This is a genomic window from Acidimangrovimonas pyrenivorans (assembly GCF_042643245.1).
Taxonomy (GTDB): domain Bacteria; phylum Pseudomonadota; class Alphaproteobacteria; order Rhodobacterales; family Rhodobacteraceae; genus Acidimangrovimonas; species Acidimangrovimonas pyrenivorans.
In genome coordinates this window covers 1-12,239 of sequence record NZ_JBHRSK010000011.1, presented here as the reverse complement: position 1 = coordinate 12,239, position 12,239 = coordinate 1, and the positions used below count along the sequence as shown (strand labels likewise).

General features: G+C 68.7%; 11 protein-coding genes. All 11 read left to right on the top strand.

The window, feature by feature from the left end:
• The first annotated feature begins 1 nt into the window (after position 1).
• The 11 genes from ACFOES_RS14055 (at position 2) to ACFOES_RS14005 (ending at position 12,203) form a co-directional block, all read left to right on the top strand.
• On the top strand, positions 2 to 1,528 hold the full coding sequence (locus ACFOES_RS14055; RefSeq protein WP_377833935.1) for an aldehyde dehydrogenase family protein: 1,527 nt from the start codon (positions 2 to 4) through the stop codon (positions 1,526 to 1,528).
• A gap of 56 nt (positions 1,529 to 1,584) precedes the next feature.
• Positions 1,585 to 2,835, top strand: a complete 1,251-nt coding sequence (locus ACFOES_RS14050) for an ABC transporter substrate-binding protein (RefSeq protein ID WP_377833934.1) — start codon at positions 1,585 to 1,587, stop codon at positions 2,833 to 2,835.
• A gap of 125 nt (positions 2,836 to 2,960) precedes the next feature.
• Entirely contained in the window at positions 2,961 to 3,836 is an 876-nt protein-coding gene (locus ACFOES_RS14045) for a carbohydrate ABC transporter permease (RefSeq protein ID WP_377833933.1), read from the top strand.
• Positions 3,836 to 4,717 carry a carbohydrate ABC transporter permease gene (locus tag ACFOES_RS14040; protein WP_377833932.1) on the top strand — a complete coding sequence of 294 codons (882 nt, stop codon included), beginning with the start codon at positions 3,836 to 3,838 and terminating at the stop codon, positions 4,715 to 4,717. Before ACFOES_RS14045 ends, ACFOES_RS14040 begins: the two co-directional genes overlap by 1 nt.
• A gap of 4 nt (positions 4,718 to 4,721) precedes the next feature.
• The gene (locus ACFOES_RS14035) at positions 4,722 to 5,834 is read left to right on the top strand and encodes an ABC transporter ATP-binding protein (RefSeq protein WP_377833931.1); all 1,113 of its coding nucleotides are present in this window, start codon (positions 4,722 to 4,724) and stop codon (positions 5,832 to 5,834) included.
• Entirely contained in the window at positions 5,831 to 7,330 is a 1,500-nt protein-coding gene (locus ACFOES_RS14030) for an FAD-dependent oxidoreductase (protein WP_377833930.1), read from the top strand. Before ACFOES_RS14035 ends, ACFOES_RS14030 begins: the two co-directional genes overlap by 4 nt.
• The gene (locus ACFOES_RS14025; protein WP_377833929.1) at positions 7,327 to 8,085 is read left to right on the top strand and encodes a 3-ketoacyl-ACP reductase; all 759 of its coding nucleotides are present in this window, start codon (positions 7,327 to 7,329) and stop codon (positions 8,083 to 8,085) included. The genes ACFOES_RS14030 and ACFOES_RS14025 overlap by 4 nt, the downstream gene beginning before the upstream one ends.
• Positions 8,086 to 8,094: 9 nt before the next feature.
• Positions 8,095 to 9,681, top strand: coding sequence for a GMC family oxidoreductase (locus ACFOES_RS14020; RefSeq protein WP_377833928.1), 1,587 nt, complete (start codon positions 8,095 to 8,097; stop codon positions 9,679 to 9,681).
• On the top strand, positions 9,678 to 9,998 hold the full coding sequence (locus ACFOES_RS14015) for a Dabb family protein (protein WP_377833927.1): 321 nt from the start codon (positions 9,678 to 9,680) through the stop codon (positions 9,996 to 9,998). Before ACFOES_RS14020 ends, ACFOES_RS14015 begins: the two co-directional genes overlap by 4 nt.
• Before the next feature lie 21 nt (positions 9,999 to 10,019).
• Positions 10,020 to 11,189: a dihydrodipicolinate synthase family protein gene (locus ACFOES_RS14010; RefSeq protein ID WP_377833926.1), complete on the top strand. Its 1,170-nt coding sequence runs from the start codon at positions 10,020 to 10,022 to the stop codon at positions 11,187 to 11,189.
• A gap of 3 nt (positions 11,190 to 11,192) precedes the next feature.
• Positions 11,193 to 12,203 (top strand): LacI family DNA-binding transcriptional regulator, encoded by a 1,011-nt coding sequence (locus ACFOES_RS14005; RefSeq protein ID WP_377833925.1) that lies wholly within the window; start codon positions 11,193 to 11,195, stop codon positions 12,201 to 12,203.
• Positions 12,204 to 12,239 lie beyond the last annotated feature (36 nt).

The following is a 12,239-nucleotide window of genomic DNA, read 5'->3' as shown; positions in this document are numbered from 1 at the left end:
CATGACCGAATTCACCCTGATCCCCTCTGCCGGCACTGCCGCGGTCGACGCGCCCTTCACCGGTCGCCACCTGATCGACGGCACCTGGCAGGACAGCGCCGACGGCCGCACCTTCGAACGCCGCTCTCCCTCCCACGGCGTTCTGGTCAGCCGTTCGGCGCTGGCCGGGGCGGACGAGACCGAGGCGGCCATCGCCGCCGCCCGCCGCGCCTTCGACGCCGGGTGCTGGAGCCGGAGCTCGGGCAAGGACCGCGCGACGCTGCTGCTCAAGGTCGCCGACCTGATCGACGCCCGGCGCGAGGAAATCGCCCGGATCGAGGTGCTGGAAAGCGGCAAGCCGATCGCCCAGGCCCGGGCCGAGATCGAGGGCGCCGCCGACATCTGGCGCTACGCCGCCGCGCTGGCCCGCACCCTGCACGGCGACAGCCACAACAGTCTCGGCGCCGACATGCTCGGGCTGGTGCTGAAGGAGCCGATCGGCGTCGTCTCGATCATCACGCCGTGGAACTTCCCCTTCCTGATCGTCAGCCAGAAGCTGCCCTTCGCGCTGGCCGCCGGCTGCACCTGCGTCGTCAAGCCGTCCGAGCTGACGCCCTCGACCACCGTGATGCTGGGCGAGATGCTGATCGAGGCCGGGCTGCCGGCCGGCGTCGTCAATATCGTGCTGGGTTACGGCGACCCGGTCGGCGCGCTGATGTCCGAGCACACGGCGGTCGACATGGTGACCTTCACCGGCTCGACCGGGGTCGGCAAGGCGATCACCGCCGCCGCCTCGGGCACGCTGAAGAAGGTGGCGCTGGAGCTGGGCGGCAAGAACCCGCAGGTGGTGTTCCCCGATGCCGATCTCGACCAGGCGGCCGACGCGATCACCTTCGGCGTCTATTTCAACGCCGGCGAATGCTGCAACTCCGGCAGCCGGATCATCGTTCACGAGGACATCGCCAGGGACCTCGTTTCGCGCGTCGTGGAGCTGTCGCGCCGGGTGCCCTTCGGCGACCCGCTCGACGAGGCGACCAAGGTCGGCGCCATCATCTCGGACGCCCATCAGGCCAAGATCGACGGCTACGTCAAGGACGCCGCCAGCGCCGGGGCCGAGGTTCAGCTCGGCGGCGGCGAGATGGAGGTGCCGGGCCTGCCGGGCCGGTTCTACCAGCCGACCGTGGTCTCCGGCGTCACCCCCGACATGGCCATCGCCCGCGAGGAGGTCTTCGGCCCGGTGCTCTCGGTGCTGACCTTCCGGACCATGGACGAGGCGCTGGCGCTGGCCAACGGCGCCGCCTACGGCCTGTCGGCCGGGGTGTGGAGCGACAGCGTCCACACCTGCCTGGAATTCTCGCGTCGGGTGCAGGCCGGGACGGTCTGGACCAACACCTGGATGGACGGCTTCGCCGAGCTGCCCTTCGGCGGTGTCAAGGAAAGCGGTTCGGGGCGCGAGCTCGGCCGCTACGGGATCGAGGAGTTCCTGGAGGTGAAGACCGTGCAGATGCGGATCGGCCGCACACGGCAAGCCTGGGTCGCCGCCGACTGACTGGCGCCCCACCCGGGAGAGTGGAATAACCTACGCGATAATGGGAGGAGAACCGAATGCGTGGACTTAAAGGCAAGCTGACGACCGCCGCGGCGGTGCTGGCACTGACCGCCGGCATGGCCTCGGCCGAGAGCGTCGAGGTGCTGCACTGGTGGACCTCGGGCGGCGAGGCCGCGGCGCTCAACGTGCTGAAGAAGGACCTGCAGGCCGAGGGCATCGGCTGGAAGGACATGCCGGTCGCCGGTGGCGGCGGCGGCAGCGCCATGACCGTGCTGCGCGCCCGGGTCACCGCCGGCAACCCGCCGACCGCCGTGCAGATGCTGGGCTACGACATCCAGGACTGGGCCAAGCTCGGCGTCGTCGCCAACCTCGACAACGTCGCCAAGGCCGGCAACTGGGACGCCGTGGTGCCGGACGCGCTGAAGAAATTCTCGAAATACGACGGCCACTGGATCGCGGTGCCGGTCGACGTCCACTCGACCAACTGGGTCTGGGGCAACAAGAAGCTTCTCGACAGCCTCGGCATCGCCCAGCCCAAGACCTGGGACGAGTTCATCGCCGCCATGCAGAAGGTCAAGGACGCCGGCAAGACCGCGCTCGCCGTCGGCGGCCAGCCCTGGCAGGAAGCGACGATGTTCGACGCTGTCGTGCTCTCGGTCGGCGGGCCGGACTTCTACAAGAAGGCCTTCATCGACCTCGATCCCAAGGCGCTGGGCGGACCGCAGATGGTCGAGGCCTTCAAGCGGATGGAACAGCTGCACGGCTTCGTCGATCCGAACTTCTCGGGCCGCGACTGGAACCTGGCCACCGCGATGGTGATCAAGGGCGACGCCGCCTTCCAGATGATGGGCGACTGGGCCAAGGGCGAATTCCTGCGCGCCGGCCAGAAGCCGGGCGAGGACTTCATGTGCTTCCGCACCCCGGGCACCCAGGGCGACGTCACCTTCAACTCGGACCAGTTCGTGATGTTCAAGGTCGGCAAGGACGCCCAGCACGCCCAGGACGAGATGGCCAAGGCGGTGATGTCGCCGTCGTTCCAGTCGTCCTTCAACGTGGTCAAGGGCTCGGTCCCGGCCCGGATGGACGTGCCGGACACCGCCTTCGACGCCTGCGGCAAGATGGCGATGAAGCAACTGCAGGAAGCCTCGAAGAACGGCACGCTGCTGGGGTCGATGGCCCATGGCCACGCCAACAAGGCGGCGGTGAAGAACGCGATCTACGACGTCGTGACCGCGAACTTCAATGGCGACTATGGCGCGGAACAGGCCGCCAAGGAACTGGTCAGCGCCGTGGCCCTGGCCCAGTAACCTGAACCGGCCGGCCCGGACCCCCGGGCCGGCCCCGCCGCCAAGGCAGGGGAGAGCCGGACCGACCGGCTCCCCATCCCACCCTAGCCAAGAGGAAAGGACGCGCGATGGCCTCCGCTCCCGCCGTGGATTTTCGGACCCGTCTGCAGACCTGGCTGCCGAAACTGGTGCTGGCGCCCTCGCTGGCCTCGACCCTGGTCTTCGTCTACGGCTTCATCGTCTTCACGGTCTACCTGTCGTTCACCAACAGCACGATCCTGCCGTCCTACGACCTGGTCGGGTGGCACAATTACTGGCGGCTGTTCCAGCTGCCGACCTGGACCATCGCGGTCAAGAACCTGGCGATCTTCGCCTCGCTCTACATCGCGATCTGCATCGCCATCGGCCTCGGCCTCGCCATCTTCCTCGACCAGAAGATCCGCGGCGAGGGGATGCTGCGGCCGATCTACCTCTACCCGATGGCGCTGAGCTTCATCGTCACCGGCACGGCGTGGAAATGGCTGCTCGATCCGGGCATCGGCATCGAGCACACGATGCACCTGTGGGGCTGGACCAGCTTCCACTTCAACTGGATCAAGACCAGCCAGTACGCGATCTACACCGTGGTGCTGGCGGCGGTCTGGCAGACCTCTGGCTTCGTCATGGCGATGTTCCTCGCCGGTCTGCGCGGCATCGACAACGAGATCCTCAAGGCCGCCCAGATCGACGGCGCCTCGAACTGGAACCTCTACCGCCGGATCATCATCCCGCAGCTGCGGCCCGCCTTCCTGTCGGCCTTCGTCATCCTCGCCCACCTTGCCGTCAAGTCCTACGACCTCGTCGTCGCCCTGACCGGCGGCGGGCCCGGCCGGGCGACCGAGCTGCCGGCGACCTTCATGTATTCCTACACCTTCACCCGCAACGAGATGGGCGTCGGCGCCGCCTCGGCGGTGATCATGCTGATGACCATCGCCGCGATCATGGTCCCCTATCTCTACGCCGAACTGAAGGAGCCGAAGTGATGTCTTCCGCCTCCCAGGAAATCGCGATCCGCACCGGCGGTTTCACCCGCAAGCTGATCTATGTCACCCTGATCGTCTTCGCCGCCTTCTACCTGCTGCCGCTCTTCGTCATGCTGATCAACTCGGTCAAGCCGCTGAGCGAGATCACCGGCGGCAACATGATGGCACTGCCCAAGGTCTGGACCATCAAGCCGTGGCTCGAGGCCTGGTCGAGCGCCCAGATCGGCGTTCAGCCGACCGGCCTGCGGCCCTATTTCCTCAACTCGATCGAGATGGTCGTGCCCGCCGTGACGATCTCGACCCTGGTCGGGGCGCTGAACGGCTACGTGCTGACCAAGTGGCGCTTCAAGGGCAGCTCGATCCTGTTCGGACTGATGCTGTTCGCCTGCTTCATCCCGTTCCAGATCGTGCTGATCCCGATGGCGCGGGTGCTGGGGATGCTGGGCCTCGCCGGCTCGGTCCCGGGGCTGATCCTGGTCCACATCGTCTACGGCATCGGCTTCACCACGCTCTACTTCCGCAACTACTACGCCGCCTTCCCGACCGAACTGGTGCGCGCCGCCCAGATCGACGGCGCCGGCTTCTTCCGCATCTTCTGGCGCATCCTGCTGCCGTCCTCGGCGCCGATCATCGTCGTCTCGGTGATCTGGCAGTTCACCAATATCTGGAACGACTTCCTGTTCGGCTCGTCTTTCTCGGGCCAGGCCAGCCAGCCGATGACCGTGGCGCTGAACAACCTGGTGCAGAGCTCGACCGGCGTGAAGGCCTACAACGTCCACTTCGCCGGCGCGATCCTCGCCGCGCTTCCCACCCTCCTCGTCTACATCGTCGCGGGCCGCTACTTCGTGCGCGGTCTGATGGCCGGCTCGGTGAAAGGATAATCCGATGGGCTTTCTCGATATCTCCAACGTCACCAAGTCCTACGGCGCGGTCGAAGTCCTGCACAAGATCGACATCTCGGTGCAGGAGGGCGAGTTCCTCGTCCTCGTCGGCCCCTCGGGCTGCGGCAAGTCCACGCTGCTGAACATGATCGCCGGGCTCGAGGGTATCTCCTCGGGCGAGATCGCGATCCGCGGCAGCACTATGAACGGCGTCCATCCGTCCAAGCGCAACATCGCCATGGTTTTCCAGAGCTACGCGCTCTACCCCAACATGACGGTGGGGCAGAACATCACCTTCGGGCTGGAGATGCACGGCACGCCCAAGCCCGAGCGCGAGGCGGCAATGAAGAAGGTGGCGGCGATGCTGCAGATCGAGCAGCTGCTCGACCGCAAGCCGGGCCAGCTTTCCGGCGGCCAGCGCCAGCGGGTGGCGATGGGCCGGGCGCTGGTGCGCAACCCCGACGTCTTCCTGTTCGACGAGCCGCTGTCGAACCTCGACGCCAAGCTGCGCGTCGACATGCGGACCGAGATCAAGAAGCTGCACCAGAACCTCGGCACCACCATCGTCTACGTCACCCATGACCAGATCGAGGCGATGACGCTCTCGACCCGGATCGCGGTGATGAACAAGGGCTATGTCCAGCAGCTCGGCACGCCGAAGGAAATCTACGACACGCCGGCCAACATCTTCGTCGCCACCTTCATGGGCAGCCCGGCGATGAACATCATGCCGGCGAAGGTGGTGATGGCGGACGGCGCGCCCCATGCCGAGGTGACGGATGCCGACGGCACCGCTCGCCGGTTGCGCTTCAGCCAGGCCAACATGGCGGAATGGGCCGGGCGCGAGATCATCCTCGGCATCCGGCCCGAGGCGATCACCGATCCGGACGGCGCCGACCGCAAGTCCTCCAACATCCAGTCGCTGACCAACCGGGTCAACGTCACCGAGCCGGCCGGCTCGGACACCTTCGTCACCACGACGCTGTCGGGCGGCGATGCCATCGCCCGGATGCGGGCCGATGCCGAGGTGCGGGCCGGCCAGATCTTCGATTTCGCGGTCGACATGGACAAGGCGGTGGCCTTCGATCCCAGGACCGAGGACCGCATCCCGGCATGACCTCCCCGGATATCCTCATCATCGGCTCCGGCATGGGCGGGGCGACCCTGGCGGCGCGGCTTGCGCCGACCGGGCGGCGCATCCTGATCCTCGAACGCGGGGCGCCGCTGCGGCCCGGTCCCGAGGCCGCCGACGACGCGGCGATCTTCGCCCGCGGCCATTACCGGCCCCGGGAGGAATGGCTCGACGGGCAGGGGCACCCCTTCAACCCAGGCAACTACTACCATCCCGGCGGTAACACCAAGTTCTACGGCGCCGCACTGATCCGCTACCGGGCCGAGGATTTCAGCCCGCGCGCCCATCTCGGCGGACAGAGCCCGGGCTGGCCGGTTTCCTACGACACGCTCGAACCGTGGTATCAGCAGGCCGAGGAACTCTACGAGGTCCGCGGCAAGCTGGGCGAGGACCCGAGCGAGCCGCGCCATTCCGGCACCTATCGCTTCGCCCCGGTGCCCGACGAGCCCGCCATCGCCGATCTGCGCCGCCGGCTGGCGCGGCAGGGGCTGCATCCGGCGACGCTGCCGCTGGGCGTCGATATCGACCGCTGGCTGGCGCATCAGCGCACGCCCTGGGACGCCTTTCCCGGCACCACCCCGGCCAAGAAGGATGCCGAGAGCATCGGTCTGGCCACGGCGCTGAAACATCCCAACGTCACCCTGCTCACCGGCGCCTGCGTCCACCGGCTGCGTGTCGGCGCCGACGGCCGGATCGCGGCGGTCGAGTTCTTCCGCGCGGGCCGGGCCGAGACGGTCTCGGCGCCGCTCATCGTGTTGGCGGCCGGCGCAGTGAACAGCGCCGCGCTGCTGTTGCGCTCGGCCGGGCCGGAGCATCCGGCGGGCCTTGCCAACGGCTCCGACCAGGTCGGGCGCAACTTCATGAACCACAACTGCTCGGCCGTGCTCGCCCTGCACCCGCTGCGCCGCAACCCGTCGGTCTACCAGAAGACCCTGATGGTGAACGATTTCTACAGCGCCGGCGGGCCGGGCGGCGAGCCGCTGGGCAATATCCAGCTCTTGGGCAAGATCTCCGGCACCATCCTCGCCTCGCAGTCGTCGCTCCCCAAACCGCTCGCCGGCTGGATCGCCCGCCGCTCGGTCGATCTCTACGCGATGAGCGAGGACCTGCCCGACCCGGACAGCCGCGTGACCCTGCGCGACGGCAAGATCGTGCTCGACTGGAAACGCTCGAACTGGGCGGCGCATGAGACGCTGGTGCGGCGGCTGAAACAGGTGCTGCGCCGGGCCGGCTATCCGGTCGTCGTCTCGCGCCCCTTCGACCGGCGCACGCCGTCGCATCAATGCGGCACCGCGCGGATGGGCGACGACCCGGCCCGCAGCGTCACCGACACGTACGGCCGCAGCCACGATCACCCCAACCTGTTCATCGCCGACGCCTCGGTCCTGCCGACCTCGGCGGCGGTCAATCCCGCCCTCACCATCGCGGCGCTGTCGCTGCGCGCCGCCGACCATATCGCAAAGACGGAGTTTGCCGCATGAGCGGAACAGCCCTGATCACCGGCGGCCAGCGCGGCATCGGCCTCGGCATCGCCGAAGCCCTGGCAGCCGCCGGCTACCGCGTCGCGCTGGCCTCGCGCTCGGCGCCCGACAGCGCCGAGGTCGGCGCCGCTCTGGCCCGGCTGGGCCCCGACGCCCGCTACTACCGCCACGACCTGACGGAGATCGACGGCGCCGCCACCCTGCTCGACGCGGTCGAGGCCGATCTCGGGCCGGTGACGACCTATGTCTCCAACGCCGGGGTGCCGGCCAAGGTGCGCGGCGACCTCTTGGCGCTGCAGCCCGACAGCTTCGATTTCGTCCTCGGCGTCAACCTGCGCGGCGCCTTCTTCCTGGCGCAGGAGGTGGCGCGGCGGATGGAGGCGGCGGAAGATGGCGCCTACCGCTCGATCAGCTTCGTCACCTCGGTCAGCGCCGCCATGGCCAGCCCCGAGCGCGGCGAATACTGCATCTCGAAGGCCGGGGCGGCGATGATGGCGCAGCTCTTCGCGCTGCGGCTGGCGCCGGCCGGCATCGGCGTCTTCGAACTGCGCCCCGGCATCATCGAGACCGACATGACCGCCGGCGTGAAGGACAAATACACCGCACGGATCGAGGGCGGGCTGGTGCCTGCCGCCCGCTGGGGCCAGCCGGGTGACATCGGCTCGATCGTCGTGCCGATCGCACGCGGCGAGATGGCCTTCGCCACCGGGGCGGCGATCCCGGTCGATGGCGGCCTGTCGATCCCGCGGCTTTGAGGGCAGACCATGGATTACGATTTCATCATCATCGGCGGCGGCTCGGCGGGCTGCGTCCTGGCCGCCCGGCTGTCGGAAGACCCCGCGGCCAGGGTGCTGCTGCTCGAGGCCGGGGGGCGCGACCGGCACCCGTTCTACCACCTGCCGGCGGGCTTCGCGAAGATGACCAAGGGCATCGGCAGCTGGGGCTGGCACACCGTGCCGCAGCGCCACATGAAGGGGATGCAGATCCGCTTCACCCAGGCCAAGGTCATTGGCGGCGGCTCGTCGATCAACGCCCAGATCTACACCCGCGGCAACGCGCTCGATTATGACGAGTGGCGCCAGCTGGGCTGCGAGGGCTGGGGCTACGAGGACGTGCTGCCCTATTTCCGCAAGGCCGAGGACAACGACAGCTACGACAACCGCTACCACGGCAAGGGCGGGCCGCTGGGGGTCTCGCAGCCGCGCGCGCCGCTGCCGATCTGCGAGGCCTATTTCGCCGCCGCCGGCCAGCTCGGCATCCCGCGCAACCAGGACATGGCCGGCGAGACCCAGGACGGCGTCGGCTATTACCAGCTCACCCAGCGCAACGTGCGCCGCTCCTCGACCTCGATCGCCTATCTCGGTCCGGCGCGCGGGCGGCCGAACCTGACCGTGCGTACCGGGGTGCAGGTCGCGCGCATCGTGGTCGAGAACGGTCGCGCCGTCGGTGCCGAACTGGCGGGCGAGGGCATTGTCCGGGCGAGCAGCGAGGTGATCCTGTCCTCCGGCGCCATCGGCTCGCCGCGGCTGTTGCAGCTCTCGGGCATCGGCCCGGCCGACGAATTGCAGGCGCTTGGCATCGCGCCGGTGCTCGACCAGCCCGAGGTCGGCGCCAACCTGCAGGACCATATCGACCTGTTCACGATTTCCGAATGCACCGGCAACCACACCTATGACCGCTATGCCAAGCCGCATTGGTCGGCCATCGCCGGGCTGCAATACCTGCTGACGCGTTCCGGCCCGGTCGCCTCGAGCCTGTTCGAGACCGGCGGCTTCTGGTATGCCGACCCCGACGCGCGCTCGCCCGACATCCAGTTCCATCTCGGTCTCGGCTCGGGCATCGAATCCGGCGTCGCCCGGATGCCGCATGGCGGGGTGACGCTGAACTCGGCCTACCTGCGGCCGCGTTCGCGCGGCACGGTGCGGCTGGCCAGCGCCGATCCCAGCGCCGCGCCGCTGATCGACCCGAATTACTGGGAAGACCCGCATGACCGCGAGATGTCGATCCGGGGGCTGAAGCTGGCGCAGGAGATCCTGCGGCAGGATGCGCTCAAGCCCTTCGTCATGGCCGAACGCCTGCCGGGGCCGGAGGTGCGGACCGACGAGGATTACTTCAACTACGCCTGCGCCAACGCCAAGACCGACCACCACCCGGCCGGCACCTGCCGGATGGGCGCCGACGAGGCTTCGGTCGTCGATGTCCGGCTGCGGCTGCGTGGGCTCGACGGGCTGCGCATCGTCGACGCCTCGGTGATGCCGCGACTGGTCTCGGCCAATACCAACGCCACCACGATCATGATCGCCGAGAAGGCCGCCGACATGATCCGCGCAGACCATGGAGGCGCGCAATGATCCGCCATATCGTCCTGGTCCGCTTCCGGCCCGAGATCAGCGAGGACCGTATCGCCGCCATCTTCGCCGACCTGCATGGCATCAAGGATGTCCTGCCCGGCGTCCTCGCCATCGCCTCGGGCCGCAGCGAGAGCCCCGAGCAGATCGAGCGCGGCTACATGCACGGCTTCACCGTCGATCTCGCCGACTGGGACGTTCTGGCCGCCTACCAAGCCCATCCCGATCACCGCCGCGTCGGCGCCGCGCTGGTCGAGGCCGCGCAAGGCGGGCTAGACGGCATCCTCGTCTTCGACCTGCCCGTCGCCGACCCTGACTGACCCCCTAGCCGGAAGATTGCCATGCTGATCCTGCCGACCGAAGACCGCCGCCTCGAACCCTACCGCCTGACCGGCGAACCGCTGGTGCCGCGCGCACCCAGGGTGCCGCTGACCCGCACCGCCTTTGCCGCCGCCCATGTCGTCTCGGACCCGATTGCCGAGCGCAACCCGTGGGATACCCGCCCGGCGATCGACTGGGAGGCGACGCTGGCCTTCCGCCAGGGGCTCTGGGATCAGGGCCTTGGCCTTGCCGAGGCGATGGACACCGCGCAGCGCGGCATGGGGGTGGACTGGGCGACGGCGAAGGAGCTGATCGAGCGCACCATGGTGGCCGCCCGCGCCCACCCGCTGCGCCCGCGCGTCGCCTGCGGGGCCGGCACCGACCACGTCGCGCTGGAAGACCTGCGCGATGCCGCCGCGATCCGCGCCGCCTATGAAGAGCAGATGGCGGCGATCGAGGCCGCCGGCGGGCAATTGATCGTGATGGCCAGCCGCGCCTTCCCTGCCATCGGCGCGGGCGCCGAGACCTATCTGGAGGTCTATGGCCAGTTGCTCGAGCAAGCGGCGCAGCCGGTCATCCTGCACTGGCTCGGCGACATGTTCGACCCGGCGCTGAAAGGCTATTGGGGCTCGACCGATGTCGCGCAGGCCTCCGACACCGTGCTGGACCTGATCGAGGCCCATGCAGGCAAGGTGGACGGCATCAAGATCTCGCTGCTCGATCAGGCCCATGAGGAGGCCTTCCGCGCCCGGCTGCCCGAGGGCGTCCGCCTCTATACCGGCGACGATTTCAACTATGCCGCGCTGATCGAGGGCGACGGCCACCACCATTCCCACGCGCTGCTCGGCATCTTCGCCGCCATCGCCCCCGCCGCCGCCCAGGCGCTCGAGGCGCTGGCCGAGGGCGACAGCGCCAGCTATCACGCCCTGCTCGCCCCCACCGTGCCGCTCAGCCGCGAGATCTTCCGGGCGCCGACCCGGTTCTACAAGGCCGGCATCACCTTCCTCGCCTGGCTCAACGGGGCGCAGAGCCATTTCATCATGCCGGCGGGCTTCCAATCCAGCCGCGACATCACCCATTATGCGTCGATCTACCGCCTCGCCGATGCGGCCCGGTTGCTGCAGGAGCCGGAGCTGGCGGAGAAGCGGATGCGGCTGCTTCTGGAAATGCACGGCATCGAGCAGGGGTGACAGGTGGCACGCAGGCCGACGATCATCGACGTGGCGCGACAGGCGGGGGTGTCGAAATCCACCGTCTCGCTGGTGTTGCAGGACAGCCCGCTGGTCAAGCCCGAGACGCGCGAGCTGGTGCGCAAGGCGATGGCCGAGATCGGCTATGTCTACAACCGTGCCGCCGCCAACATGCGTTCGTCCAATGTCGGGCTGATCGGGCTGGTGATCAACGACCTGCGCAACCCGTTCTTCACCGAATTCGCGACCTCGGCGCAGATGGCGTTTTCGGCCCGCGGCTATGCCACCGTGATCGCCAATACCGACGAGGATCCCGGGCTGCAGGCCCAGGTGGTCGGCTCGATGATCGAGCACGGCGTCTCGGGCATCGTCATCTCGCCGGCCTATGGCGAGGAGGACGCCACCTTCGAGACCATCGCCCGTGCCGGCCTGCCGGCGCTGCAGGTGCTGCGCCGATGCGACAGCCGCACCGACCTGTTTCCCTTCGCCTCCTTCGATTATGCCCGCGGCGGCCGGCTGGCGGCGGCGCATCTGATCGCGGCCGGCGCCCGCCGCATCGCCTTCGTCGGCGGTTTCGAGGGCACGCCGATCACGCGCGAGCGGATGTCGGGCTATCTCGCCGTGATGGAAGAGGCGGGGCAGGCCCCTTTCGCCCTGCACGGCCGCAACTCGCGCGGCTTCGGGCGCGAGGCCGCCGTGGCGCTGACCCGCGACCACCCGGAGATCGACGCCGCGATCTGCTTCAACGACCTCGTCGCGCTGGGCATGATGAGCGGCTTCGCCGAGCTCGGCCGGCCGGTTGGCAGCGCCTTCCGCCTGGTCGGCTTCGACGATATCGAGGAATGCGCCCAGGTCTGGCCGCAGCTCAGCTCGGTGCGCTGCCATATCGCCGATTTCGCCCGCGACACGGCGGCGAACATGCTGCGCTGGCTGGAAGAGGACACCCGCCCGCCGGCCGAGACCCGCGCCCCGGTCGAGCTGATCGTGCGCGCCTCGAGCGGGGGCGGGGCATGACCGGCGTCGCGCACCCCCGGGCCTTGCTGCGGGCGC